Origin of the sequence: Mesorhizobium erdmanii, assembly GCF_013170725.1 — a bacterium.
Classification (GTDB): Bacteria; Pseudomonadota; Alphaproteobacteria; order Rhizobiales; family Rhizobiaceae; genus Mesorhizobium; species Mesorhizobium erdmanii.
The window spans coordinates 850449-876221 of the sequence record NZ_CP033361.1 but is presented as its reverse complement, the minus strand read 5'-3'; the positions used below and the strand labels follow the sequence as shown (position 1 = coordinate 876221).

28 protein-coding genes are annotated in these 25773 nt (G+C 64.3%); 13 read left to right on the top strand and 15 right to left on the bottom strand.

Annotated elements, in window-relative coordinates; genetic code table 11:
• Window positions 1-5: 5 nt before the first annotated feature.
• Window positions 6-1010, bottom strand: coding sequence for a cytochrome d ubiquinol oxidase subunit II (locus tag EB233_RS04120; protein WP_064990889.1), 1005 nt, complete (start codon window positions 1008-1010; stop codon window positions 6-8).
• 1 nt (window position 1011) lies between these two features.
• On the bottom strand, window positions 1012-2373 hold the full coding sequence (locus EB233_RS04115; RefSeq protein ID WP_027054888.1) for a cytochrome ubiquinol oxidase subunit I: 1362 nt from the start codon (window positions 2371-2373) through the stop codon (window positions 1012-1014).
• 255 nt (window positions 2374-2628) lie between these two features.
• On the opposite strand from EB233_RS04115, the gene EB233_RS04110 reads away from it, so the two are divergent.
• Both EB233_RS04110 and EB233_RS04105 read left to right on the top strand, forming a co-directional pair.
• Window positions 2629-3555, top strand: coding sequence for an ABC transporter ATP-binding protein (locus tag EB233_RS04110; protein ID WP_027054889.1), 927 nt, complete (start codon window positions 2629-2631; stop codon window positions 3553-3555).
• Window positions 3552-4313, top strand: a complete 762-nt coding sequence (locus EB233_RS04105; protein WP_064990888.1) for an ABC transporter permease — start codon at window positions 3552-3554, stop codon at window positions 4311-4313. Before EB233_RS04110 ends, EB233_RS04105 begins: the two co-directional genes overlap by 4 nt.
• A gap of 169 nt (window positions 4314-4482) precedes the next feature.
• Here EB233_RS04105 and EB233_RS04100 read toward each other — a convergent pair whose 3' ends face one another.
• Entirely contained in the window at window positions 4483-5520 is a 1038-nt protein-coding gene (locus EB233_RS04100) for a phosphatidylglycerol lysyltransferase domain-containing protein (protein ID WP_064991219.1), read from the bottom strand.
• A gap of 439 nt (window positions 5521-5959) precedes the next feature.
• Here EB233_RS04100 and EB233_RS04095 point away from each other — a divergent pair, with 439 nt between their 5' ends.
• The 3 genes from EB233_RS04095 (at window position 5960) to EB233_RS04085 (ending at window position 8403) form a co-directional block, all read left to right on the top strand.
• Complete coding sequence (locus EB233_RS04095) at window positions 5960-7141, top strand: flavin-containing monooxygenase (protein WP_064990887.1); 1182 nt, start codon at window positions 5960-5962, stop codon at window positions 7139-7141.
• Window positions 7142-7240: 99 nt separating this feature from the next.
• On the top strand, window positions 7241-7726 hold the full coding sequence (locus tag EB233_RS04090) for a MarR family winged helix-turn-helix transcriptional regulator (protein ID WP_064990886.1): 486 nt from the start codon (window positions 7241-7243) through the stop codon (window positions 7724-7726).
• A complete protein-coding gene (locus tag EB233_RS04085; protein WP_064990885.1) occupies window positions 7723-8403 on the top strand; it encodes a GNAT family N-acetyltransferase in 681 nt (226 codons plus the stop codon). Before EB233_RS04090 ends, EB233_RS04085 begins: the two co-directional genes overlap by 4 nt.
• A 21-nt stretch (window positions 8404-8424) precedes the next feature.
• Here the strand turns inward: EB233_RS04085 and EB233_RS04080 are convergent, their stop codons facing one another.
• Together EB233_RS04080 and EB233_RS04075 are read right to left on the bottom strand one after the other, a co-directional pair.
• Window positions 8425-8649: a hypothetical protein gene (locus EB233_RS04080; protein WP_027054895.1), complete on the bottom strand. Its 225-nt coding sequence runs from the start codon at window positions 8647-8649 to the stop codon at window positions 8425-8427.
• Between the two features lie 131 nt (window positions 8650-8780).
• A complete protein-coding gene (locus EB233_RS04075; protein ID WP_064990884.1) occupies window positions 8781-10784 on the bottom strand; it encodes a PhoX family protein in 2004 nt (667 codons plus the stop codon).
• A 272-nt stretch (window positions 10785-11056) separates the two neighbouring features.
• On the opposite strand from EB233_RS04075, the gene EB233_RS04070 reads away from it, so the two are divergent.
• The gene (locus EB233_RS04070) at window positions 11057-11728 is read left to right on the top strand and encodes a hypothetical protein (RefSeq protein ID WP_064991218.1); all 672 of its coding nucleotides are present in this window, start codon (window positions 11057-11059) and stop codon (window positions 11726-11728) included.
• Window positions 11729-11926: 198 nt separating this feature from the next.
• Here EB233_RS04070 and EB233_RS04065 read toward each other — a convergent pair whose 3' ends face one another.
• Together EB233_RS04065 and EB233_RS04060 are read right to left on the bottom strand one after the other, a co-directional pair.
• Window positions 11927-12589 (bottom strand): response regulator, encoded by a 663-nt coding sequence (locus EB233_RS04065; RefSeq protein WP_064990883.1) that lies wholly within the window; start codon window positions 12587-12589, stop codon window positions 11927-11929.
• The gene (locus EB233_RS04060) at window positions 12586-13977 is read right to left on the bottom strand and encodes a sensor histidine kinase (protein WP_064990882.1); all 1392 of its coding nucleotides are present in this window, start codon (window positions 13975-13977) and stop codon (window positions 12586-12588) included. The genes EB233_RS04065 and EB233_RS04060 overlap by 4 nt, the downstream gene beginning before the upstream one ends.
• A gap of 170 nt (window positions 13978-14147) precedes the next feature.
• Here EB233_RS04060 and EB233_RS04055 point away from each other — a divergent pair, with 170 nt between their 5' ends.
• The gene (locus EB233_RS04055) at window positions 14148-14486 is read left to right on the top strand and encodes a hypothetical protein (protein ID WP_064990881.1); all 339 of its coding nucleotides are present in this window, start codon (window positions 14148-14150) and stop codon (window positions 14484-14486) included.
• A gap of 28 nt (window positions 14487-14514) precedes the next feature.
• A complete protein-coding gene (locus tag EB233_RS04050) occupies window positions 14515-15216 on the top strand; it encodes a phosphatase PAP2 family protein (protein WP_064990880.1) in 702 nt (233 codons plus the stop codon).
• A gap of 130 nt (window positions 15217-15346) precedes the next feature.
• Here the strand turns inward: EB233_RS04050 and EB233_RS04045 are convergent, their stop codons facing one another.
• The 3 genes from EB233_RS04045 to EB233_RS04035 form a co-directional block, all read right to left on the bottom strand.
• Window positions 15347-15973 (bottom strand): DNA-3-methyladenine glycosylase, encoded by a 627-nt coding sequence (locus tag EB233_RS04045; RefSeq protein WP_064990879.1) that lies wholly within the window; start codon window positions 15971-15973, stop codon window positions 15347-15349.
• Entirely contained in the window at window positions 15952-16332 is a 381-nt protein-coding gene (locus EB233_RS04040; RefSeq protein WP_064990878.1) for a nuclear transport factor 2-like protein, read from the bottom strand. The genes EB233_RS04045 and EB233_RS04040 overlap by 22 nt, the downstream gene beginning before the upstream one ends.
• Before the next feature lie 100 nt (window positions 16333-16432).
• Window positions 16433-17293: an SMP-30/gluconolactonase/LRE family protein gene (locus EB233_RS04035; RefSeq protein WP_064990877.1), complete on the bottom strand. Its 861-nt coding sequence runs from the start codon at window positions 17291-17293 to the stop codon at window positions 16433-16435.
• Window positions 17294-17407: 114 nt separating this feature from the next.
• Between EB233_RS04035 and EB233_RS04030 the strand changes: the two genes are divergently transcribed.
• Entirely contained in the window at window positions 17408-18208 is an 801-nt protein-coding gene (locus EB233_RS04030; protein WP_064990876.1) for a helix-turn-helix domain-containing protein, read from the top strand.
• A 7-nt stretch (window positions 18209-18215) separates the two neighbouring features.
• Here EB233_RS04030 and EB233_RS04025 read toward each other — a convergent pair whose 3' ends face one another.
• The 3 genes from EB233_RS04025 to EB233_RS04015 are packed head-to-tail and all read right to left on the bottom strand — an operon-like array spanning window position 18216 to window position 20483.
• Complete coding sequence (locus EB233_RS04025) at window positions 18216-19022, bottom strand: C40 family peptidase (protein ID WP_064990875.1); 807 nt, start codon at window positions 19020-19022, stop codon at window positions 18216-18218.
• Between the two features lie 46 nt (window positions 19023-19068).
• Window positions 19069-20013, bottom strand: coding sequence for a CHAD domain-containing protein (locus tag EB233_RS04020; protein WP_064990874.1), 945 nt, complete (start codon window positions 20011-20013; stop codon window positions 19069-19071).
• Window positions 20010-20483 (bottom strand): CYTH domain-containing protein, encoded by a 474-nt coding sequence (locus tag EB233_RS04015; protein WP_064990873.1) that lies wholly within the window; start codon window positions 20481-20483, stop codon window positions 20010-20012. Before EB233_RS04015 ends, EB233_RS04020 begins: the two co-directional genes overlap by 4 nt.
• An 89-nt stretch (window positions 20484-20572) precedes the next feature.
• Here EB233_RS04015 and EB233_RS04010 point away from each other — a divergent pair, with 89 nt between their 5' ends.
• Genes EB233_RS04010 through EB233_RS03995 form a run of 4 tightly spaced genes read left to right on the top strand, consistent with a single transcriptional unit; the run spans window position 20573 to window position 24262 of the window.
• Window positions 20573-21262, top strand: a complete 690-nt coding sequence (locus EB233_RS04010) for a CerR family C-terminal domain-containing protein (protein WP_064990872.1) — start codon at window positions 20573-20575, stop codon at window positions 21260-21262.
• Complete coding sequence (locus EB233_RS04005) at window positions 21259-22212, top strand: HlyD family secretion protein (RefSeq protein WP_064990871.1); 954 nt, start codon at window positions 21259-21261, stop codon at window positions 22210-22212. The genes EB233_RS04010 and EB233_RS04005 overlap by 4 nt, the downstream gene beginning before the upstream one ends.
• Window positions 22209-23129, top strand: coding sequence for an ABC transporter ATP-binding protein (locus EB233_RS04000; RefSeq protein WP_064990870.1), 921 nt, complete (start codon window positions 22209-22211; stop codon window positions 23127-23129). The genes EB233_RS04005 and EB233_RS04000 overlap by 4 nt, the downstream gene beginning before the upstream one ends.
• Window positions 23126-24262, top strand: coding sequence for an ABC transporter permease (locus tag EB233_RS03995; RefSeq protein ID WP_027054912.1), 1137 nt, complete (start codon window positions 23126-23128; stop codon window positions 24260-24262). Before EB233_RS04000 ends, EB233_RS03995 begins: the two co-directional genes overlap by 4 nt.
• 74 nt (window positions 24263-24336) lie before the next feature.
• On the opposite strand, the gene EB233_RS03990 is transcribed toward EB233_RS03995, so the two are convergent.
• Together EB233_RS03990 and EB233_RS03985 are read right to left on the bottom strand one after the other, a co-directional pair.
• Window positions 24337-25314 carry a threonine/serine dehydratase family protein gene (locus EB233_RS03990; protein WP_064990869.1) on the bottom strand — a complete coding sequence of 326 codons (978 nt, stop codon included), beginning with the start codon at window positions 25312-25314 and terminating at the stop codon, window positions 24337-24339.
• Window positions 25315-25450: 136 nt separating this feature from the next.
• Window positions 25451-25771 carry a hypothetical protein gene (locus EB233_RS03985; protein WP_064990868.1) on the bottom strand — a complete coding sequence of 107 codons (321 nt, stop codon included), beginning with the start codon at window positions 25769-25771 and terminating at the stop codon, window positions 25451-25453.
• Between the last annotated feature and the right edge of the window lie 2 nt (window positions 25772-25773).

Genomic DNA, 25773 nt, shown 5'->3' with positions numbered 1-25773 from the left:
TCGCATCAGTCGTAGGTGAGATCCGTCGCCTTGCCGCCGAACACCCGGTAGGCATAGAACGAATAGAAGATGATGATCGGCAGCACCACCACGGTGCCGGCCAGGATGATGGCGAGGCTCTCCGTCGCCGAGGCTGCCTGCCAGATGGTCAGCTTGTCGGGCACCACATAGGGGTAGAACGACCAGGCGAGGCCGGCAAAGCCTAGCGCGAAGATGGCGGCCAGCGTCAGGAACGGCATCAGCGAATGGCGGTCATCGGGCTTGGGCAGATGGAAGGTCTGCCGCCACAGCCACAGGAACAACAGCGCCGACAGGATCGGCAGCGGCGAGAGATACAGCATTTCCGGCCAGACGAACCATCTCTCGAAGATGCGCGGGCTGGCGAAGGGCGTTGCCAGCGATACCGCCGCCATGCCGAGCGCGGTCAGCACCAGTGCCGTGCGCAGCCAGCGCACGGCTTTCTTCTGCAACTCGCCCTCGGTCTTGTAGATCACCCAGGCGGCACCCATCGCCGCATAGGCCGCTGCCAGGCAGAGCGCCACCAGCGCACCGAACGCCATGCCGCCCAGGCCGACATCCAGGCCGAGCACATAGACGCCGAGCATATAGCCTTGCGCCAGCGAGGCGATGACCGAACCCAGGAAGAAAATGCGGTTCCAGCGATGCTTCTTGCCGGCCGGCACCTTGGCGCGGAAATCGAAGGCTACGCCGCGCAGGATCAACCCGACCAGAAGCACGAAGGCCGGCAGGTAGAGCGCGGTGAGAATGACGCCATGCGCCAGGGGAAAGGCGACCAGCAGCAGGCCGACGGCCAGCACCAGCCAGGTCTCGTTGGCATCCCAGAACGGGCCGATCGCCGCGATCATCGTGTCCTGCTCGGTATCTTCCGCCATGGCGAACAGGATGCCGATGCCGAGGTCGAAACCGTCGAGAATGACGTAGATCAGGATGGCTAGGCCCATCAGGCCGGCAAAGATCAGCGGCATGGCCGTTGGCCAGTCTAAGCTCATGTCACTCTCCTGCCGCCGGCTGTGAAAGCGCCGCCTTCATCACCCCCGGCAGCGGTGAGGTGTCGCCATCCTTCGCCGCCTTCAGCGCCAGATGCACCAGCACGCCGAGATAGGCGATCAGCAACAGCACGTAGAGGATGAGGTAGATGGCGAGCGTCAGCGCGACATGGCTGCCCGCCACCGGGCCGACGGCGTCGGCGGTCTTCAGCACGCCCGTCACCAGCCAGGGCTGGCGGCCGATCTCGGTCGTGTACCAGCCGGCCAGTGTCGCCAGCCAGCCCGACAGCGCCATCGGCACCATCAGCATGGCGAGGGGCTTGGGCAGCGCATGCCGGCGCTTGAGGAAGAAGGCCGCCGACCACGAGACGGCGAGCATCAGCAGGCCGGTGCCGACCATGATCCGGAAGCTCCAGAAGAGCGGAAAGACCGGCGGATGGTTGCCCGGATAGTCGTTCAGGCCGGGCACCACGCCGTCGGTACTGTGTCGCAAGATAAGGCTTGCCCCATCGGGGATCGCGACCTCGAATCTGTTTTCCTTGGCCGCCTCGTCGGGTAGCGCGAACAGCACCAGCGGCACGTTGGGGCCGGTGTTCCAGTTGGCCTCCATGGCGGCGATCTTCTGCGGCTGGTGTTCCAGCGTGTTCAGTCCGTGCTGGTCGCCGGCCAGGATCTGGATCGGGATCAGGATCGCGGCGGTGAAGACGCCGGTGCGAAGCGCCTTCCACATCGATTCCGAACGGTCGCCCTTGAGGTAGCGCAGCGCAGACAGGCCGGCGATCAGGAACGATACGGTGAGGCCCGAGGCAAGCAGCATGTGAACGAGCCGGTAGGGCATGGACGGGTTGAAGACGATTGCCCACCAGTCGACGGCGTGTGCGACGCCGTCACGCATCTCGAAGCCGGCCGGCGTCTGCATCCAGGAATTGAGCGCGATGATCCAGAACGCCGATACCGTCGTGCCGCCGGCCACCAGCACCGTCGCCAGCGTGTGGACGCGGTTGGAGACGCGGCGGAAGCCGAACAGCATGATGCCGAGAAAGGCCGCTTCGAGGAAGAAGGCGGTGAGGATCTCGTAAGCGAGCAGCGGTCCGGCGATGTTGCCGACATGCTCCATGTAGCCCGGCCAGTTGGTGCCGAACTGGAAGCTCATGGTGACGCCTGAAACCACGCCCATGGCAAATGACAGCGCGAACACCTTCACCCAGGTGAAATAGGCGCGCATCCAGGCGGAATCGTTGGTCGCGTTGTAGCGTAGCTTGAAGAACAGCAGCACCCAGCCCAGGGCGATGGTGATCGTCGGAAAAAGGATATGAAACGAGATATTCGCGCCGAACTGCATGCGCGACAGTATGAGCGGGTCCATGGCGGGCTCCGGCTGCTGCTAATGGCCCACCGTATGCTCGTTGGGCAAGATGGTCAAAGCGGCGTCCCGCCGCGAGGCTGAACGCCACAAGGACAATTTTGTCGCTTGCCAGGTCCTTACCGCTTCAAAGTCCGGCATACCAGCCGATGACCTCGGCGACTGTCTAGAACTGTCAGCAGCACCAATGACTTCTGGTTGCACGCGACGACAACAGGCCTATATGAGGGGACCTCTTTCAGGCAGCCGTTTTCAGCCATGCCCTCCATTCTGTCCATTTCCGGGGTCTCCAAGACCTACGCCACCGGCTTCACCGCGCTCAAGGAAGTCAATCTCGACATCGACCGCGGCGAGATCTTTGCGCTGCTCGGGCCGAACGGGGCCGGCAAGACGACGCTGATCTCGATCGTCTGCGGCATCGTCAACCGCTCGACCGGTACCGTCACTGTCGACGGCCACGACATCAACAAGGATTACCGCGCCGCGCGCAGCCTGATCGGGCTGGTGCCGCAGGAACTGACCATCGACGCCTTCGAGAGCGTCTGGGCGACCGTCTCCTACAGCCGCGGCCTGTTCGGCAAGCCGGCCAACCCCGCCTTCGTCGAGAAGGTGCTGCGCGATCTGTCGCTGTGGGAGAAGAAGGATGCCAAGGCGATCACCCTGTCGGGCGGCATGAAGCGGCGGCTGATGATCGCCAAGGCGCTGTCGCACGAGCCGCGCATCCTGTTCCTCGACGAGCCGACCGCCGGCGTCGACGTCGAATTGCGCCAGGACATGTGGGAGATGGTGCGCCGGCTGCGCGAGGATGGGGTCACCATCATCCTCACCACGCACTATATCGAGGAGGCCGAGGCAATGGCCGACCGCGTCGGCGTCATCAACCGAGGCGAGATCATCCTGGTCGAGAACAAGGCCGAACTGATGCGCAAGCTCGGCCGCAAGCGGCTGGTGCTGGAGCTGCGCAATCCGCTGACCGCCATTCCGGAAGCCTTTTCACGCTATGCGCTGGAGCTGTCGCCCGACGGCGGGCAGTTGACCTACACCTATGACAACCAGGCCGAGCGGCCGGGCGTCGCCTCGCTGATCCGCGACCTCGAGGCATCAGGCATCCAGTTCCGCGACATCGACACGCAAAACAGTTCGCTCGAGGAGATCTTCGTCAATCTGGTGAGGAGAGAGCCATGAACCTGCGTGCAGTCTGGGCGATCTACCGGGTCGAGATGGCGCGTGCCTTCCGCACCGTGCTGCAGAGCATCATCTCGCCAGTTATCTCGACATCGCTGTATTTCGTCGTCTTCGGCTCGGCCATCGGGTCGCGCATCACCGAGATCGACGGCATCAGCTATGGCGCCTTCATCGTGCCGGGGCTGATCATGCTGTCGCTGTTGACGCAGTCGATCTCCAACGCCTCCTTCGCCATCTATTTCCCGAAATTCGTCGGCTCGATCTACGAACTTTTGTCGGCGCCGGTCTCTTATCTGGAGATCGTCATCGCCTATGTCGGCGGTGCGGCCACCAAGTCGATCATTCTTGGCTTGATCATCCTGGCCACCGCCTCGCTGTTCGTGCCGTTGCATATCGAACATCCGTTCTGGATGCTCTCCTTCCTGGTCTTGACGGCGGTGACCTTCAGCCTGTTCGGGTTCATCATCGGCATCTGGGCGAAGAGTTTCGAGCAATTGCAGCTGGTTCCGCTCTTGATCGTCACGCCACTCACCTTCCTCGGCGGCAGCTTCTATTCGATCCACATGCTGCCCGGCGTCTGGAAGACGATCACGCTGTTCAACCCGGTCGTGTACTTGATCAGCGGCTTCCGCTGGAGTTTTTACGGCAAGGCCGATGTCTCGGTCGGCGTCAGCCTCGGCATGACGCTGGTTTTCCTGGCCGTCTGCATCGCCATCGTCGCCTGGATCTTCAAGACCGGATATCGGCTGCGGAACTGACGCGGCGAAGGCGCTCGGAAACGCGGCCGAGATCTGTTGAGATTCAGGTCAGGCCGAGTCGAAAATGGCGGCTTCCGAGAACCGGAGCGGAGCGTACCTTTTGTACGTGAGCACCGGAAGCGCAGGAAGCTGCCATTTGCAGGCCGGCCTCACCTGAATATCGGCAGACCTAGATCGCCTTGACCAGCCTCAGCAACCCCAGCATCTCGATATAGCTTCCCTGGCGGAAGGCGATATAGACCGGCTCTTCCGCGCCGTGGAAGCGGCGCTTGAACGCCGCCTGGCCCTGCAGGTTGAACCGGCGGCGGTTGACCCAGGGTGAATCGTAGGCGCGCTGGAAAGTGTTGCGCCAGAACGCGCTTTCGGCAAATCCGCTCGGGCCGACATCGACCAGCGGCGACAGGCCGAGCGTCACCACCGAAATGCCCTCCTCGCGAAACCGGTCGACGGCGAATTTGGTCAGGCCGATCTCGGCATGCGGCGAGGCATCGACATGCTTGCGCTTGAAGGCGGTGGTGTAGCCGGTCACCTTGCCGTCGGCGAACATCGGATCGAAGTCGAGCAGGGCGACAAGGTCGCCATCGGGACCGTGCAGGACGAAACGGCGCATGTCGCTGCCGAGCTGGTCGTAAAACGGACGGTTGAGGAAACCCATCTCCCAGCGCTTGACGATGCGGTCGCCGCGCCAGTTTTGCGAGAGGCGGGCAATCTCGTCGAGGTGGATCGTGCGTTTGTCCTCCTCGAACGAAAAGCCTTTCTTCAGCAGCCAGCGCTCGGAATAACGCACCGTTTCGTTGCGCTTGCCGGAAAAATCATGCTCGGGCAGCTGCAGGCGGGTGTCGATACCCAGCCGGTTGACCTTGTAGCCGAGCCCGGCCAGCACATGTGCGGTTTCCGCGCCGACCTGCACGAACCACGGATTGCCCGCCGCCTCGACGAAGCGCCTGATCATGTCGGTCCGGCGGGCCGGAGCCGCCACCGGGTCGCCAAGGGCGAAATGATGCTTCATCTTGGTGCCGAAGGCGATGTAGCCGTCGCCGTCGCCGAAATAGGAAAGCTTGGGCTGCACGGCGGTGGAATAGGCGAGCGAGAAGTCGCCATGGCGGCGAACCAGCGCCAGCCGTTCGACATGCGTCAGCGCCAGCCGCTCGACCTTGGGCGAGACGCCCTCGAGGATTTTGTCGAAATAGATCCGCAAGGAGGGCATGGTCGAGGATTCCGCGTGCCGTCTGCGGCGTCGCATGCCTTGAATGGCAAGCAAGACCGCCGTGGCGCCTTGATTTCTGGCGGGAAGCCGAATGGGTTACGGGTTCGAATTCCGCCGTCGGAAGAGGTCCGCCACTCCCCGGACCTCGAATCAATCACATTGCCGCGACCTGATTATCGCCGAAGCCGCTGATATGCCATATAGGGCTGGACGTATTCGGACAGAAGCGGGCAACTGTTTCATGTCGGTGTTTTTGGCCGCTGTTGCGCGACCGGGCTGTTCTGCCAGGCGGTGGAGCGCTCTCGGGCGAGACCGCGGCTTGGTGCAGACCCGGAAAATCCGCGTCGATTAGCGTTCGGGGCCTGCGCGCGATCAAACTGTTACAGCGGCCTGCGAGCCTTTGGGGCTTGCCGCAGGAGCAAATGGGATTCGAAAGTGAATGACTGATACGACATCCGGGACCGTGATGGAGCAGCTGTCGACGGTCGAGCCTGCAATCGTCATTGGCGCCGGCGCCGCCGGACTGGCCGTCGCGCAGGCATTGATGAAGGCCGGCGTGGCGACGGCGATCCTGGAGAAGGAAAGCCGGCTGGCCGAGCCCTGGCGCCGGCGCCACGTGCAGCTGCACCTCAACACCCACCGCGATCTCTCGGCGCTGCCCGGCCTTGTCTATCCCAAGGGCACCCCCGCTTTTCCGCATCGGGATGTCGTCATCCGCCATATGAGCGATTTCCATGAGGCGAACCGTTTGCCGGTGGAGTTTGGCGTTTCCGTCGAGGCCATCGTGTCCGGGGGCGACCACTGGATCGTGCGCACCAGCGCCGGCACGCGCCTGGCGCGTCATGTCGTCGTTGCCACCGGCCGCGACCGGGAGCCCTACACGCCGCAATGGAAGGGCATGCAGGCGTTCGCGGGCCGGATCATCCATTCGGCTGATTTTGGCGATGCCCAGGCCTATGCCGGCAAGAAGGTGCTGGTCGTCGGCGCCGGCAATTCGGGCTTCGACGCCCTCAATCATCTGGCGGGAATCGATACCGCCGCTGTCTGGCTGTCGGCCCGCAACGGCCCAGCCCTTCTCCCCAAGCGCGTCGGCAAGATCGCCGTGCACCGGCTCTCGCCATTCATGGCGCGACTGCCGTTGCGCCTCGCCGATGCGGTGATGGCCGTGACACAGCGCCTGGTTTTCGGCGATCTCACCAAATTCGGCATGCCGCCCGCGCCGTCTGGCGGCGCCAGCCGCCTGACCTCGGACTATACCGCGATCGCCGCCGATGACGGCGCCGTCAATGCCATCAAATCGGGCAAGATCACCGTGGTGCCGATGGTCCGGGAATTCACCGCCGAAGGCGTGATCCTGGCCAATGGCAGCCAGATCGATCCCGATATCGTCATTGCGGCGACGGGCTACCGCACCGGGCTGGAGCGCATGGTCGGCAATCTCGGCGTACTCGACGCGAAAGGCGTTCCGCTCTTCAACGGTAGCGACGCCGACCCGAAACTGCCCGGCCTGTGGTTTACCGGCATGCGGCCGAGCATTCGCGGCTGCTTCGCCAATGCCGCCATATTGGGCAAGGCGATTGCCGGGCGGATCGCCGGCTCCCTATCCGGCGCGCCGGGCTGAGTCAGAATCCTGGAAATCGACCCGGCGGCAGGCGTGGCTTGACCATTCGCATGCCATGTTATATAACATGTTACAGTTTTAGGCGGAATGGATTCAAGAATGGAAGACGTCCTGCGGTCTCTTGGCTATCTCTGCCTGGGCAGCCGGCTGAAGCGCATAGGCGAGCAATTGCAGGCCGATACGCAGCGCCTGCTCGAAGGTCTGGAGGTTCGGGTCCAGTCGAGCCAGTACCCACTGCTCGCCGCGCTCGACAGGTTGGGACCCTTGCCGGTGGGCGAACTGGCGCAATCGCTTGGCGTCACGCAGCCGGGGGTGACGCGGAGCGTGTCGCTGCTGGCCGATATCGGTCTGGTCGAGGTCATCCGGGCGAATGACGACCAGCGGCGCCGGGTAGTTTCCCTTACAAGCGGCGGCCAACAGCTGGTCGATGCCGCCAAGCGCGATGCCTGGCCCCGCATCGAGCGCGCCGTCGCGGATTTGTGCTCAGGCCTTTCCGGGCCGCTTCTCGAGCAACTGGCGGCAATCGAGGACGGTCTTGCCGCCGCGCCGCTTGCCCGTCGGGTGGAAAAGGCCGCGGCGCGATGAAACACATACTCGACCGTCCCGTCTGGAGCGCGCTCGACACGTGCCATCGCGCCTTCGCCGAGGGCGGCAGTCTCGCCAGGCGCTATCCCGCCTCGATCGTTCCTTTCGCGTCCACCGCTGCCGACGACGCCGAAAGCCTTCGGGCGTTCGGGGCGCTGGTCGCCCCGGGCGAAAGCGTCATCATGGCTCAGGCGGACGAGGTTCTTCTCCCGGCGGGTCTGTCGGTCGTCTCGAAAGCCGACGCCGTGCAGATGGTCGCCGAGGCGCCATTGCCGGCCGTGTCGGACGCGCGCATCCAGCGCCTGGACGAGAACGACGCGGGCGAGATGCTGGCGCTCGCGTCGCTCACTAGGCCCGGCCCGTTTTCGCTCAAGGCGCGGAGCCTTGGCGATTTCTGGGGCGTGAAGGTCGAAGGCCGGCTGGTGGCGATGGCCGGCGAGCGCATGAAGCAGCCTGGTTACACCGAACTCAGCGGCGTCTGCTCCCACCCGGACTTCCGCGGCGGCGGCCTTGGCCGGCTGCTGTCCCAGTTCGTGTCCAACCAGATTCTCGCGCGCGGGGAGCTGCCATACCTCCACGCTTACGCCAGCAATGCCGCTGCGATAAAGCTGTACGAATCCATCGGCTTCAGGCTGCGCAGCACAATCAACGTGGCTGTGGTTCAGCGTCCTGGATAGCGGCTTGAGCGGCTCCCGGCATCAGGCCGATTTCGGTTCGAGCCGGCGGAAACCGACGGCTTCCATCAGCATGTCCTCGTCGACCATGCCGGCATTGTGGAGCGCAAGCAGGGTGAGCGCGAGTTCGCGCGCCTCGGCCGATTCGGGATGCGCTTCGCGTCGTCGGCAGGCCCCGTCGAAAACGCGTTGCAATTTGGCGACGTCGTCGGGCTTGAGCAAGCCACGGTCATAGATGGACTTCGGCATGGCGGTCTCCTGAAGGAGGAGTTAGGGCGCCATGTGTAAATTGCCAATCTTTCCCGAGGCTTGAAGGTTCCGCGCAAGAACGAGGGACCTTGGATTGCCAAGGCCCCTTATGCAGAGAGCCCTCGCTGGCGTCAGACCGCGATCTTGCCGCCGCCCTGCCTGGTGATGGCGACGACGGACGGCCGCACCGGCATGTCGGGCTTGAAGTCGGGCCAGCGGGTCGACGGGTCTTCATAATAGGACGGGCGGCCAAAACCGTCCCAGTCCTCGCCGCCATCGCCCGGATGCTGGACGGCGACGAAGGCGGTCTGGTCGTCGGGTGCAAACAGCGGGCCGCACATTTCGGCGCCGATCGGCACGCGGAAGAACAGCTTCGAGGTCGCCCGCGCGGCACCCTCCGTGTCGACCGCCCACAGGCCGTCGGTGCGGCCGGTGGCCTTCGGGCCCTGGCCGTCGGTGGCGACCCACAGGCGACCCGCCGAATCGACCGCGCAATTATCGGGCATGCCGAACCACCCATTGGCTGTCGTCGCCGTCGAGAAGGTGGCGCCGACATCGGCAACCGAGGGATCGCCGCATTTCAGCAGCACTTCCCACTTGCCCTTGGCGGCAGTGAAATCGCCATCGGCCTCGGTGATCTCGATAATGTGGCCGAAGGCATTTTCGGCGCGCGGGTTGGCGGCATCGACCTGATCGGCCTTGCGCTTCGAATTGTTGGTCAGCATGACATAGACCTTGCCGTTGACGGCGTTGGGCTGGATGTCCTCGGGCCGGTCCATCTTGGTGGCACCGAGCAGATCGGCGGCGCGCCGCGTCTCGATCAGCACGTCGGCCTGGCCGGCAAAGCCGTTTCCTGCCGTCAGCGGCCCCTGGCCGAAGACGATCGGCAGCCATTCGACCGTGCCGTCCTCGGCGAATTTGGCGACATGCAGCGTGCCCTCGTCGAGCAGGTCCTTGTTGGCCGCGCGGTCGCTGGCATTGAAGCTGCCCTTGGTGACGAATTTGTAGACATAGTCGAAACGCTCGTCGTCGCCCAGGTAGAAGACGACGCGGCCATCCTTGGCGACGATCGATTCGGCGCCCTCATGCTTGAAGCGGCCCATGGCGGTGCGCTTCCTGGGCGTCGAGGTCGGATCGTTGACGTCGACCTCGACGATCCAGCCGAAACGATTGGGTTCGTTGGGTTCCTTGGCGAGGTTGAAGCGGTCGTAATGCGCGCCCCACTCATAGGCGCCTTCCGGAATGCCGAGGCGCTTGTAGTTGGCGGCTTCCTCGTGGCCTTCCGGCAGCTCGCCGGAGAAATAGCCGTGGATGTTCTCCTCGGCCATCACATAAGTGCCCCACGGCGTGACGCCGCCGGCGCAATTGTTGAAAGTGCCGAACACCTTCGTGCCGGACGGATCGGCTTTGGTCTTGACGCGGTCATGGCCGGCGACCGGGCCCGACAACATCATTTCGGTGGAGGAGGTGATGCGGCGGTTGAGCTTGCCGTCACGCACCACTTGCCATTTGCCACCATCCTTGCGGATCTCGACGATGGTGCCGCCATGCGCCGCCATCTCCACATCGACCTGCTCCTTCGACAGCGGCGCGACCTCGGCCTTCTTCTTCCCGTCCTTCTCGACGATCGAAACGATGCCGGGGAACATCAAATGCGGGTTGGTGTATTCATGGTTGACCACCAGCAGGCCGTGCTCGGCCGAGCCGTCGATCGCGATATAGCCGACATAGTCGTTGTTGTAGCCGAATTGCCTGGCCTGCGCTTCGGCCGACTGCTTGGTCGGGTCGAAGTCAGGCGAATCGGCGAACAGTGGATCGCCCCAGCGCAACAGCACATCGGCGTCGTAGCCCGGCGCGACATGGTGCTTGTCGTCGATGCCGGCCTGAAGTTCGTCGAACTGGAAGGCAGAGCCTTCCGCGGCGCGGGCATCGTCTGCGGCGATCATGGCCAGCGGGCTGACGGTCGCGGCGATCGCCGAGACGGCGAGCGATCCCTTCAGAAAACCCCGGCGTGAGAACCGCGCCGCGATGATTTCGCCCATGGTTCGGTTGTCGGTGGGGTTGATGGCCGGTCCTTCATTTTCCTCGAGCTGGCTGGTGCGGAAGCGGGCGTCGGGGGAGCGATGATCGGTCATGAGGGCCTCTGGCTTTGGAGTGGCTGGAGCGTGTTGCCTGTGGACCCTTACGGCAGGTCGATCACATTTTCGTGACATCTTACAAGCTCCAATGTTCTGGGCGAGGCCGCCCGTCACCCATGACATCGGACTTTAGTCCAAGCTTGTGCTTCCAAAGGTCCTGGAGGACAAACGCAACGGTCGGAGGTCGCTTCCGGTCACTACAGCTTTCGGCGATGTTGCTGGTTGCAACGTTGGGGTGGGCGCGCCGGCTCAATCGACGGAGATTCATGATGCACGGATCGATCACGGCCCGTTGGGGCCGGCTGACGCTTGTTTCGGCGGCTGCCCTGGCGCTGGCCATCGCCCCCTATCGAATTTCCCTGCACGGCTCCGCCCCCGGAATCGACGCTCTCGCCGCACAGGCCGCCAAGGGCGGCAATGGCGGTGGCAACAACGGCAACGGCAACGGCAACGGCGGCAGTAACGGCGGCGGTAGTAACGGCAACAGCAGCAGCAGCGGTAGCGGTAGCGGTGGCAACAGCGGTAGCAGCGGTAGCGGCGGCAACAGCGGCAGCGGCGGTAGCGGTGGCAACAGCGGCAGCGGCGGTAGCGGTGGCAACAGCGGCAGCGGCGGTAACAACGGCAATGGAGACGGCGGCAACAGCGGTGGCGGCAACGGCAACGGCAATGGCAGCGGCGGCAATTCCGGAACGGACGGCGGTGACGGCAGTGGCACCGACTCTGGATCTGGCACCGGCGAGGGCGGCGCCAGCACCAGCCATGTCAATGCCGCGACCGGTGATAAGGTCAGCTTGGACGGCGGCAAGATCACCGTCACGCATCCCAATGGCATGACCGAAAAGATCGAGAACGGCCGTTTCAGGATGAAGGATGCGCTGGGTCGCACGATCATCGACCGCCGGGTCACGCCGGCCGATTTCAGCCGTCTCAAGGCCTTGTGAGGTTGGTCAACAGGCAATGACCAGCTTCACACGTCACCTCCGCCGCCCCCGGCGGAGGTGACCTCGTTTTGTCCGGCCCACGCGCGGGCCTGACTTTCCCTGGAGCAATTCCAGGAACAGTGTGAGCGGTTTTCCGTCCGGATTGCCTGAGAACATGGAGTAGAGCGGATCGCCGTTTCCGCGAAACGGTGAAACGCTCTACGAGCGGTTCCTGTCCCGGTCGCGCAACTCGCGCATCATGAGCGCCGCTTCGGTGCGGTTTCGCACATTGAGTTTCGACAGCACCCCGGTCATGTGGTGCTTGACTGTCTTCTCCTGCAGCTCCAGGCGCAAGGCAACCTCCTTGTTGCTGAGCCCCTCCGCCACCAGCCGCAGGATTTCCGTCTGTCGTTCGGTCAGTTGCCGCAGCCGGTCCGCCACGCCGTCGGCAGGCTGCGGAGATTGGAGATCGGAAAGCAGCCGCGCCGACAGCATGGGCGAAAGATAGCTCTCGCCCGCCGCCACGTTGTGCAGGATGTCGGAAAGCGCGCGCGATCCGACACCCTTGAGGATATAGCCTTGCACCCCTGCGTTAAGGGCTTTGGTTACATCGGCATTGGCCTCGGAAACGGTCAGCATCACGATCTTCTGGGCGGGATGGTCGGCAAGGATGCTTGTGACCGCGGCCAGGCCGCCGCCCGGCATGGAGATGTCGAGCAGAAGTATGTCGGGCTGCATCGTCGAGGCGATGCGTTCGGCATCCTGCGCTGTCGCACCTTCGCCGACGATCTCGAAGCCGCCGAGTTCCGACAGGCTGCGCGTGACGCCTTCGCGAAACAGCGGATGATCGTCGACAATAGCGATGCGAATGACACCAATCATGCTTGTTCCTCAACCGACAGACGGATCACCAATCGCGTGCCTTGCGCTCCGGTCAAGGTCTCGAACTGGCCGCCAATGCTTTCGACCCGCTCCCTGAGGCCGGCGAGCCCCAGCCCCTCGACCCGTGCCGGATCGAAGCCCGGCCCGCCGTCCGACACTTCGACAAAAAGCCTGCCATTCTTCATCCCGGCCCGCACCGCCTGATCCTTGGCCCGTCCGTGGCGATAGGCATTGTTCAGCCCTTCCTGCACGAATCGATAGATGCTGATCTTCTCGGAAGGGCCGGTTTCGGGCAATTGCCTGGGCAGGGTGAGCGCCACCGACGTCCCCGTCCGGCGCTCGTGTTCGTCGACGGCCAGCCGCAATATGTCCGTTGCGGCGGCCGCCTCTATCTGCGGCAGCACGAGGCCGGTGCAGATGCCGCGTATTTCGCGCATCGCATCCTCAAGCGTCTTGCGGATCATCGCAACCTCGGTCGTGCGGCTTTCGCCCCATTGGCCGTCGCCGGAAAACACTGGGCTGTCCATGCGCAGCGCCGCCAGGGCCACGAGCTGCGCCGGTCCGTCATGCAGGTCGGCACCGATCCGGCGCAAATATCTTTCGTTGAGCGCGGTGGCGCGGCGGGACGCCCGCTGCACACGCTGCCGCAAGGCGCTGTTTTGTGTCACCAGGCCCTGCAGCTCCGACACCTGGCGGCGCAATGCTCCGCGCTGATCGTCGATGGTGCGGCTGGCGCGCAGCACGAGGCCCGACAAGAGCAGAAAAGCCGCCAAGGTGGTGCCGGCCACGACCAGCCAGCTCGACAGCAGGGCGGATGCCAGCGTGGCTTTGAAATCGGTGGCTACCTCGAAGAATTCGGTGACGGCCACCACCTCGCCGGACCAGGGTTCGCGCACGGGATTGTAGATCTCCAGCAGCGGCTCGCCGAGAGCCCGCTCCTTGTCCTCATCTTCGTCGAACGTATCGAGTTGAGCGGTGACGTTGCCCTGGAAGGCCGACCGCAGGTTGGCGGTCAGGCCGAAGCGGCGGCCGATCAGGTCAGCCTCCTTCGCATAGAGCACGGTGCCGTCGCGGCGCCAGAGCTTGAACGAGACCAGGCGCTTGCCGAGCGCGCCCTGGCCGAGCGTCTCGTCGAGCGCCTGCTTGACGGACTCGCTGAGTTGCTCGTTCTTGCGCAGGTCGGGCAGCAGCGGCGCGATCACGCTGTCGACATAGAGCGCCGTCGTGGCGGCCGAATTGCGGATGACGCCATCGCGGATCTGCGACGTCACCCAGGAACCCACCACGAGCATCACTGCCAGAAGGCCGAAGCCGCCGGCAACGAGGAATTGCAGGGCAAGCGAAAGCTCGCTCCAGCGCCGCGCCAAGTTCTGCAGAATACGTTTCATAAGCCCCTGACCGCCCCCTCCCATAACAGCTGGGCGACACCCTGTACATTGAGCCTCAGTCTCGTCATTGCCAAGGCCTTCGTTGAAACGACGTCGCTTGACGTCTTGGCGTGCTTCGGAAACAAGGTCCGCGGCACATGCGGCGACAGCCGCCTTGAAAGGGACGGACATTGAGTTTTTCGGGATTGCTGCAGCTTGGCTTTTCGACGCTGATCTTCGTTCTGGCGGCGACCGCCGCCAAGCAATGGGGACTGGCACCGAGCCTGGGCAAGATCCTGTTGACGCTGGCGCTCTATTCGCTGGGCAATCTGATCATGCTGCGGCTGATCCGCGAATTCGGCATGTCCGTTTCCTTCAGCCTGTCGGCGGTCATCCAGCTGGTTTCGGTCAACGTCGTGGCGCTGGTCTTCTTCGGCGAGCGTGTCAATGCGCTGCAGGCCAGCGGTATCGTGCTGGCGATCGCCGCCGTGGCGCTGATCACGCTCGGGCCCTATATGCAAGGCCGTTAATCGAGATGAGGATCGCGGCATAAACCCGATGAAAGACATCGCAAGCACCTTGCTCAACCGGATCGAATTTCCGGTGCTGCTGGCCGGCTTGGTCATCGCCGGCGGGCTGTGGGGCTTCGAGGAGTTAATGGAAGTGGCGCGGGCAACCGCGCCACACGCCTTCGACACCGAAATCCTGCTTGCCTTCCGCCAGACGGGCCAACCCGGTATCCCGATCGGCCCGCTATGGCTGGAAGGGGCGATACGCGACATCACCAGCCTTGGCAGCCCAAGCGTGTTGGTGCTGATCACGGCGGCGACGATCATCTATCTCATGCTGATCCGCAGGCCTTGGACCGCTCTTCTCATCTTCGTCGCCGTGGCGGGTGGCCAGGTGTTGTCGAGCCTGCTGAAGGTCGGCGTCGACCGGCCGCGGCCCGAACTCGTCTCGCATCTGGTCTCCGAGACGTCGCTTTCCTTCCCGAGCGGCCACGCCATGCTGTCGGCGGTGACCTATCTCACGCTCGGTTCGCTCGCGGCGCGCTTTCTGCCTGGCCGGGCAACGAAGATCTACGTCTTGTCGCTCGCCGTGCTGACGACGGTGCTGGTCGGCGTCAGCCGCATCTATCTCGGCGTCCACTGGCCCTCGGATGTGCTGGCAGGCTGGTGCGCGGGCTTCGCCTGGGCGATGCTATGCTGGCTGGTGGCGCGGGTCCTGCAGCGGCGCAAAATGGTTGGTGAAAGTGAGTGATCCCGCATGTTTCATCTCAGCCAAATGATACTTGAAACATCACAATAATGGCCGTGCCTCCGATTCGACGGCGGCCAATGTCATCGAAAGCGCGCCCTGCTTTCCCAGGGGATTGTGGGAGCTCCGTCGCTCAGCGGTTGAGCGATCTTGGACCGCTCACGAATGGGCTGTCCCTGACATAGAAGCGCAGCAGACGGTCGGCATCCTTGGAAATGCCGATTCTGATGCCCTGGCCGATTTCACCAGGTTCAACGTCATCGCCCGCGAGCCATAGCGGCCCTTTCCGGCAGAGGTCGATCCCGTCGAGCGAACGATCGATCCGCAATGCCGCGGCCAGCCGTCCCGGTCCGCGCGCCAGGTCGCGCAACCGCTCGACGCCGCGGTTCCCCCGCATGATTTCAATGCCTTCGAGCGGCTCGAGCGCCCGGATCAGCACACCGGTGCCGGTGCCTTGCGCCTGGCTCGAGACATTCAGCATCATCGAAGTGCCATAGGCGAGATAGACATAGGCGTGACCGGCTTCGAGAAACAGCGACCGGTTGCGCGGCGTCATCCCCCTGAAGCCATGTCCGGCGGCGTCGCCGACGACATAGGCCTCGGTCTCGACGATGCGGCCGCTGACCATGCCCTCAGGCAAGTCGCGCACCACCAGTCTGCCGATGAGGAAGCGGGCGAGAGCGGTCGTATCATCGGGCAACTCCGAGCGGGCGAGCGGCTGATGATCCTGCCCGTCACTCACGGCGTCCGCTCGACCCAGTGCGCCCGCGACGGCCCCGGCTCGAACGGATCGCCGAAGTACTGCGTCTCGCGCGCGACCTTGCCATCGAGGAACTCCATGATGCTCACCGTATAGGAGGGCCGACCGTCATAAGTCAGCACATATTCCGTGATCCAGAGATCATCAGCGCCGACGATCCGTCGTACGGCGAAACGCTTGCGGTTCGGCTGCGCGGCGCGCGACAACTGGATGTTGCGGCGCCCGCGGATGCGCTCGCCCGATTGCGGATAGTCGAGCACCGCATCCTCCCGGTAGATCTCATGTTCGACCTCGAAGTTATTGGCATCGGAGGCGGCCCAGTGGCGATCCAGGGCCGCCCTGATTTCCCGGTCGTCCATGGTAATCCTCCTTGACCATTACCGTGGGATCAACCGTCGTAGCACGGTCCATCCCACGGCTGTTAGCGGGTCGCACGGATCGACCCCGAGGCGTCGGTACTCAGTCGAGCTTCAACGCCGCGACCTCGCCTTCGTTCATCAGCGGCACATAGAGGATCGACTTGCCGTCGGTGCCGATGTCGGCGCTGCCCGGCTTGAAATGCGCCACCGCTTCCGGGGTTCCGCCGGCATGATAGCGGTAGAGCGTGCCGGTCATGTAGGCGGTGGCGTAGATGCTGTCGCCAATGGCGATGACGCCGTCGAGATCGGCGAATTTCTGCGCGCCGGGCAGCGGCGAGATCGCCTTGCTGGCGAGATCGATGGCCAGCAGCCCGCCCGGCTCCGCCGTGCTGAAGTCGGCCTTGATGCCCTTGCCCCACGAGGCGACGATCAGCCTGTCGCCATCGGCGAAGACGCCGTTGGGCGAGGCCAGCAACGCGTCCCTGACGAACAGGTCCGGCCGGTCGCCGTCGATGCGGTAGATCGTGTCGGCCAGCATGTCGCTGACATAGACCTTGCCTGTCCGGTCCGAGGTCATGTCGTTGAGGAACACCGCGTTCGGCACCGCGATGCTGGCGATCAACTTTCCACTGGCCAGGTCGACGACGCGGACTTTGGTGATGTCGGCGACGTAGAGCTTGCCGCCCGCTATCGCCATGCCCTTGGGCGCGTCCATGCCGTCGGTCCAGTGCTGGGTGATCGTCTTGCCGTCCAGGGACAGCACACTGAGGTAGCCGTTGCCGTCGGCTTCGCCCGGATTGCCGACGATGTTGGAAACGATGATGCGGTTGTTGTCGGCGTCGAACAGCGCCGATTCCGGTTGTTCGAGGCCGGTGGCGCGCCAGATTTCGCCAGCCCGGGCGGCGGGTGCGGCGGCGATGCCGATGATGGCGGCAAAGGCTGAGAGGATGAAACGGTTCATGGCTGGTCTCCTGTAATGACAGACGGCTAGCTAGGATTTTCGATACTTTTCTGGAAGATCGATTACCGCTAGTATCGAATATCGATACGAAACTGCCTTGCGGAGGCGCATCCCATGAACGGTCTGATCTTCGAGGCGGTGAAGCGGACGCTTAAGGCGAAGGGTGTCACCTATCGCGATCTCGCCGAACGCATGGGCGTTTCCGAGCCGACCGTGAAGCGCATCTTCCATGAGAAGAACTGCAAGCTCGACCGGCTGGTCGAGATCTGCACCGCCGCCGGCGTCGAGCTGGAAAACGTGCTCGGCTCGATGAACCGGGGCCCCGGGCCGGCCAACCACATCGCGCCGGAGATCGAGCGTCGGCTCGCCGGCCGGCCGGCGCTGTTGTTCATCTTCGTCATGCTGTCGGAAAAGTTCACGCCTGAAGGCATCATGCGCTCGCAAGGCCTGAGCGAAGCCTCGATGTTCCTCTACCTGCGCGACCTCGAGGAGCTCGGACTGATCGCGCTCGGTCGGGGTCTGTCGGCAAGATTGCTGGTCGAAACGCCGATCCAGTGGAATTTCGAAGGGCCGCTCAGGCCGCTTTTCGAGATGACCAACAAGAACTTCATCGGTTGGGCCATCAGCCATATCGAGAAGGAGGCGACGTTCGTCAGCTTCTCCAGGCGGATGCGGCCACAGACGGCGCAGATGGTGCGGCGCGAGGCGGAAGAGCTGGCCGAGCGGGTCAAACTGCTCGCCCATCACGACCAGCATACGACGCCCGAGGACGGGCTCACCGGCTACAAATTTACGTTCGCTTTCGGGGCGACGCCATTTCCCGCGATCATGCCGATCGGTCCACATCCCCGCGATGCCGGGGCACGGACGCCGGGGCAGTCCGCCGCGAAAGGACGGCGCCCGCTTCCGGCTTGAAGGGCTGCTACCCGCCGGCCCTCGTCGTGGCGTCGGCGGCCTTGTCGTCCCAGACCATCTGCCGGTAGTCGAAACCATATTCCAGCGTCGGTTTGACGATGCGGAAAAACGGCGACAGGCCGAAATCGCGCGGCGTGTAGAGCGAATGGTGGCGGATGTGCAGGATTTCCTTGCGCGAATAGTTCGACTGCGCCGAGGCACGGCCGGGCGCGCGGGTGATCTCGGGCAGGATCGGATAGCGGATTTGGCCATAAGCCTCGGCAATCAGCGTCGAGCAGATGGCGCGTGTCGGGTCGCCGGAACCAAAGGCCAGCATGCGGCGGCGCCAGCGCACCGGCACCGGCGGCGTCGGCAGGAAATAGCGCAGCATGTCAAAGATGTTCTTGAGGTCGTATTTGAGGCCGAGCTTGCCGATCATGAATGCCACGATTTTGTCGCGGTCCTCGGGCGCCAGCCCGCTCGCGCGGCAAATGCGGGTGTTGTAGGTGCGATAGCGTGACAACGGTACGGCGACACAGCCGTCGCCCATCGTGACCTCGATCAGCCGCGGTCGCTCCGCGCCGTCTTCCGGCTCGGGCAAGCTGTCGCCGACATAAAAGGCCGCGTGCGACCAGGTCGACTGGGTAAGATACTTGATCGCCGCCGATATCTTCTGGTTGCCCTCGATCAGCAGGATGTCGCCGGGTTCGAGCGTGCGGCGCAGCGTTTCAGGATCCGACGGCGTGTAGGGTTCATAGCCGGAGGACTCCTCCTGCAGCCGGCCGGCGAGCCAGCGGCCAAGTCGGTCCAGGAGCGTGTCGCCGGGCTCGGTCATGCCTTACGGCGATTACCATACACAGGCGCCCGGGCGCCAGCAGCGGTCAATTGGCGGTGGCGCCCAGATCCTCCGTGGACGAAGTGCCGGCGAGATCGTCACGCGCCTTGCGAGCCAGCTTCTTCGTCTGATGCTTGGGGCTGTCGCCGAACAGCTCGGCGGCTTCGGCAAGACAGGATTTCCTCAGGCTCTTTTCCGAACGCTTCAAAAGTTTGCCGAGAAGCTTCGTGTCCTCGCGTGGCCCAAGCGGCTCGTCGGCCGCCTCCAGCAGCGCGCGCATGACGAACAGATCATGCAATTCGCCGAGCCGCTCGCCCAGTCTATCGACGGCCTTGCGCCGCGCCTTGATCGGCGTCGGCCAAAGCCTGCCCAGCAGCGACAGGTGCATGCCATGCGTCTTGGCCGCCTTGCGCAAATCGTGGAAATCATCGGCCTCGCCACGCGTGCCGGCTCTGTCGAGCGCCCTCCTGGCGCGGCGCAAGGTGACACGGGCGCCTTCGGCAAGCACGTCGGCGGCCTGTTCCGGCTGGTCGGGCAAGGCAAGGCTTTCGATCCGCTTCATGCCGTCTTCGCAAGCGGCCTTCGCGGCGCTGATCGCCGCTTCGAGGCCGGCGCCTTCATGCAGATCGTGCTGGCGGGCGATCAGCCTGTCACGCACCGCATCGAGCCCGCCATCGGCGCTCTCCTTGGGAAACCCTGCCGCGAGCCGGTCGAGGGTCTCGATCAGCGCCGTCGCCTCGCGCGGGCCGGCAAGCAGCTCCGCCACGTTGCGATACCATTGATTTTCTGTCGCGCAGAATGTTTCGTCGCCGGAATGAACCAAACGCAGCAAGGCACGCGCGCTCTTCAGCCGCTTACGGCATTTGTGCAGCGCCTGTTCCGGCCGGCTGCGCGCCGCATCCAGATGCTGGAGCGCCTTGCGGATTTCCTCGGCCAGGATGCGCCTGACCTCGCCGGTCAGCGGCAGGCGCGGGTCGATGCGAAAGCTCATGCGGCGATCTCCGGTATCCCCCCGAGGGCGAGCGACGCGTTGTAGAATTTCTGCTCGCCGGTCACTTCACGGTCGAGCCAGTCAGGCAGCATTTCGTCCGGCACGTCTTCCGGCGTCTCGAGTTCGGCCACCACCAGTCCCGCCAGTGCGCCGTCAAAGACGTCGACTTCATAGAGATAGCCGCGGTGCCTAACATGGTGGCGTGTCTTCTCGATGACACGTCCGATGGCGAAGTCCAGCATCTCCATCGCATCGGCAAGCGGGATCGGATATTCGAATTCGTCGCGCTCGCGCGCGCCGCTGCCGAACTTGAGCGTCAGCTTGGCGGAAGCGCCGTCGCTGATGCGAATGCGCACTGTCCGCCCGGGCGCGGCGGCTAGATAGAACTGGAGAATGCGGATATCCGCCTCGACCAGATCCCGCCATGCGGGGCTGGAGACCAGAAACTTGCGCTCGACTTCCTTGGCCATGGCCGCGACTAAAGCGTTTGCTGCGGGCGATAGCAAGACAACTCCGAACACAAGTTGACTTTAATCAATCGATTGATTAAAGAGGCGGTATGATCAAATCGCCTGACGCCCAAAATACTCGTCGCGAGACCTCTCCGGCGGATCTGACGCGCGCCGCGCTGGTGCGGGCGGCGCTGAAACTGTTCGGCCGGCAGGGTTTCGATGGCACGTCGACCCGCGAGATCGCGGCGGAGGCGCAGGCCAATATCGGTTCGATCGCCTATCATTTCGGCGGCAAGGAAGGCCTTCGCACTGCTGCCGCCGACTATATCGTCGAGACCATCCAGACGGTTGCCGGCCAGGCGCTGGGCAATGGCCCGGCCGCGGCGGCGAGCGATCCGGAGGCGGCACGCTTGCAGCTCTTCGCCGCGCTGGAGCGAATGGTCGGCTTCATCGTGGCGCAGCCGCAGGCCGGCGAGATCGTCCAGTTCGTGCTGCGCGAACTGTCGCATCCCACCGCGGCCCTCGACCGCATCTATGACGGCGTGTTCGAGCCGACGCATCGCCGGCTGTGCATGATCTGGGAGCAGGCGACCGGCGAACCGGCCGAAAGCGAGCGGACCCGGCTCACCGTGTTCACGCTGATCGGCCAGGTCATCTATTTCCGCATCGGCCGCGAGGCGGTGATGCGCCGCATGGGCTGGCACGACATCGGCGCCGCCGAGGCGGTCAAGGTGGTGTCCGCCGTATCAGACAACCTCAATGCCATACTGGCCTCCCGGATGGGATCAAAACGATGAGTCTCCTCTGCTCCTTGCCGCTTGCCGCGCAACTCCTCGGCGCCTGCGCCCCCGCCGCTCCACTCGCGGTCGGCTATGTCGAAGGCGACTATGTGCTCCTGGCGCCCATCGAGGTGGCACAGGTCGATACGGTTACCGTGAAGCGCGGCGATCGCGTCACCCCCGGCACGACGGTAGTGACGCTGGAAAGCGCCGACGCCAAGATCGCGGTGGCGCAGGCCGAGGCAAGCCTCGCCCAGGCGCAGGCGCAGCTTGCCGACCTGCAGGTCGGCAAGCGGCCGGAAGAAATCGCGGCCCTCAAGGCGCAGGTCGACATGGCCAAGGCGCAGGCCGACGACGCCAAGCGCAAATACGACCGCGCCGCCGATCTGTTCAAGCGTGGCACCGGCACGCAGGCCGATTACGACACCGCCTCGGCGACGCTCGAGACGGCAAACGCCCAGGTCGGCCAGGCCGAGGCCAATCTCGCCGTCGGCGGCCTGCCGGCGCGGCCCGAGACGATCAAAGCCGCCGACAATCAGGTCAAGCAGGCCCAGGCAGCGCTGGAGCAGGCTCGGTGGCGGCTGTCCAAGCGCACGCTCGCGGCGCCCTCGCCCGGCCGCGTCAACGACGTCATCCGCAATCCCGGCGACACGGCCGGCCCGACCGCGCCGGTCGTCTCGATGCTGCCCGACGGCGCTGTAAAGCTCAGCGTCTACATGCCGGAGGCCGCCTTCTCCTCGGTCAAGATCGGCAGTCTGCTCAATGTCCATTGCGACGGCTGCGGCGAGGGCATGAAGGCGCGCGTCAGCTATGTCTCGCCCGATCCCGAATTCACCCCTCCGGTGATCTATTCCTTGGAGAACCGGCAGAAGCTGGTCTATCTCGTCGAGGCCCGCCCGGAGGGTGATGCCGGCCCGCTGCAACCCGGCCAGATCGTCGACGTCGATCTCGCGGAAACGGCCAGATGAACGCCATCGACGTTCACGGCCTGGTCAAGCGGTTCGGCGACAAGACCGTCGTCGATCATGTGACGATGTCGGTCGCCGAAGGCGAGATCGTCGGTTTCCTCGGCCCCAACGGTTCCGGCAAGACCACCACCATCCGCATCATGTGCGGCCTGCTGACGCCGGACGAGGGCGAAGGCACGGTGCTGGGTTTCAACATCCGCACCGAGTCGCTCAGGATCAAGCGCGAAGTCGGCTACATGACGCAGAAATTCTCGTTTTACGAGGATCTGACCATTGGCGAGAACCTCGAATTCGTGGCGCGGCTCTACCGGCTGAAACCGGTCGAGGACTATGTCGCGAAGACACTGGAAGAACTCGGCCTCACCTCGCGCCGCAACCAATTGGCCGGCACGCTATCCGGCGGCTGGAAGCAGCGGCTGGCGCTCGCCGCCTGCATCATGCACAAGCCTAAACTGCTTCTGCTCGACGAGCCGACGGCCGGCGTCGACCCGAAGGCACGGCGCGAATTCTGGGACGAGATACATCGCCTTGCCGGCGGCGGGCTGACCGTGTTGGTCTCCACCCATTACATGGACGAAGCCGAGCGCTGCCACCGCATCAGCTACATCTCCTACGGCAAGATGCTGGCCACCGGCACCGTCGCCGAAGTGGTGAAAAATGCTGGGCTGACCACCTTCGTGGTGCAGGGCCCGCAACTCGCCAAGCTGGCGCAAGAGCTGCACGACCGCCCCGGTGTCGACCAGGTGGCGCCGTTCGGCGCCACGCTGCATGTCGTCGGTTCCGACAGGAAGAAGCTCGAAGCAGCGCTTGCCGGTGTCGAGAAGGAGCACAAGGGCGTGACGGTGGCGCCGGGCGAAACCAGCCTGGAGGACGTTTTCATCCAGTTCATGTCGGGTTCGAAGGACAATATGGCATGAACGGTGTCTTTTCCTTCGCCCGACTTGGCGCGCTGCTGATCAAGGAATTCATCCAGATGCGGCGCGACCGCATCACCTTCGCCATGATGCTCGGCGTGCCGCTGCTGCAGCTGGTTCTGTTCGGCTTTGCCATCAACAGCGATCCGAAAGGCTTGCCGACGGCGCTGGTGGCGATGAGCAACGACCAGTATACGCGCGCCATGGTTTCCGCGCTGCAGGTGACGGGCTACTATCGTTTCGACCATGTCACCGCGAGCGCCGAAGAGGCGGAATTCCTGATGGCGCGGGGCGACGTTTCGTTCGTCGTCACCATCCCGGCCGACTTCGGCCGCCGGGTCGAGCGCGGCGACAATCCGCAGATCCTGATCGAGGCGGATGCAACCGATCCGTCGGCGGCGAGCGGTGCCGTCTCAACCTTGAGCACGGTGGCGAGCCAGGCGCTGCTGCGCGCGCAGGGCATGCAGGCTGCGGCAGCCGAAAACGCCAAGGAGCAGCTGCAGGTGGTGGTACACCGGCGCTACAATCCCGAAGGCATTTCGCAATACAACATCGTGCCCGGCCTGCTCGGCGTCATCCTTCAGATGACCATGGTGATGATGACGGCCATGGCACTGACCCGTGAAACCGAGCGTGGTACGATGGAAAACCTGCTCGCCATGCCGTCCAGCCCGGCCGAGATCATGCTGGGCAAGGTGCTGCCCTTCCTTGTCGTCGGCGCGGTGCAGGTTGCGGTGGTGCTGGTGGCGGCGAAGCTGCTCTTCGATATCCCGTTCGTCGGCAGCCTGACGCTGCTGTTGTCGTCGGTGCTTGTCTTCGTGCTGTCGCTCGTGCTGCTCGGCTACACGATCTCGACCATGGCCCGCTCGCAGATGCAGGCGATGCAGCTGACCTTCTTCTTCTTCCTGCCGTCGCTGCTCCTGTCGGGCTTCATGTTCCCCTATCGCGGCATGCCGGGCTGGGCTCAGGCGCTGGGCGAAATCTTCCCGCTGACGCATTTCCTGCGCATCACCCGCGCGGTCATGCTGAAGGGCGCCGACTTCCATGCCATCGCCGCCGAGATCGGCTGGCTGGTGGTGTTCGTGCTGGTCTTCGCGGGCACCGCGCTGTTGCGCTTCAGGCGCACGCTGGATTGACCGGCGCTCGCGCGCCGGCCGGTCATTGGAGGGCAATCCGCGGGCCGCGCGGCGATGCGCAGAGGACAGGGCGATCAGGCGGCCGCCATGATCTCGGCATAGGTGCCGAAATCGACATTGCCGCCGGACAGCACCACGGCGACACTTTTGCCCGACAGTTCGATCTCGCCCGAAGACAGCGCCGCCAGCGCGACGCAGCCGCCCGGCTCGACCACCAGCTTCAGATAGGCCATGGCATCGCGCATCGCCTGCGCCGTCGCCATGTCGGAGACGGCAATGGCGCCGGCGAGGTTTTTGCGGTTGATCGCGAAGGTGATGGCGCCCGGCTCTGCCGTCAGGATCGCGTCGCAGATCGAGCTATGGCCCGGATCGTTCGAAACCCGGGCGCCGGCGGCAAGCGAGCGCCGCGTGTCGTCGAAATGCTCGGGCTCCACCGCCCAGACCGCGGTGCCTGGCGATGCATCCTTGACCGCGACCGAAATGCCGCTCGACAAGCCGCCGCCACCACAGGGAATGACGACGGCGTCGAGGCTGACACCGAGCGCCCTGGCCTGGCGTATCAGTTCGAGGCCGATCGTGCCTTGCCCGGCAATGATGGCCGGATCATCGAAGGGCGGCACCAGCACCATGCCTCTGTCGATGTAGGGACGGACCACGGTCATGCGGTCGTCGCGAAAACGGTCGAACGGCACCACCTCCGCGCCCATCTTGCGGACATTGCCGATCTTCATCGCCGGCGCGTCGGCCGGCATGGCGATGACTGCCTTGACGCCGAACATGGCGGCCGACGCCGCGACCCCTTGTGCATGATTGCCCGAGGAAAAGGCGACGACGCCCCGGGAGCGCTCGTCCTCGCTCAGCGAGGACAGCTTGTTGTAGGCGCCGCGGAATTTGAACGATCCGGTGCGTTGCAGCGTCTCCGGCTTGAACAGGATGCGGCCGCCGAAGCGCTTGTTCAACTCGGCCGATTCGATCAGCGGGGTTTCGACGATCAGGCCGGAGAGGCGGGCGGCTGCGGCGTGGATGTCAGCGATGCCGGGGAGGCTGGTCATGGCGGGTCCTGTGGCGATGCAATCGCGCCATGGTGCACGCAAAGGGCCGCGCGATGCCAACGAAAAGATGTGACCGATACAAAGTCGGGCGTCATGGTCGCCAACGTCACGGCTGCAGCCGTGGCGTCCATCCAATTTAGCCAAGCAACGTCCGTTGCCTCTTGTTCCCACCGAGCTTGCGCCAATTGTTGAAGCGATGCGTGGCGGCGGCGAAAGAAATCCTCATCTGCTGTGAAACGGAATAGCGCGACTTGCCCTCGTCGAACATGCGGTAGCAGCACTCCACCCCCTCTTCGGTCAGCTTGCCGTCCGGAGCCTTGTTGTGTGGATTGGCCGGGTCGAATTTTTCGATCTGCTGCTCGACCAGACCCTTCAGCCGCTGCAGATCGGCTTCGATGCTGGCAATGAGGTCGAGAACGGGTTTTGGGTCGAAATGCCCTGCGTGCGGCTTCGTCATGC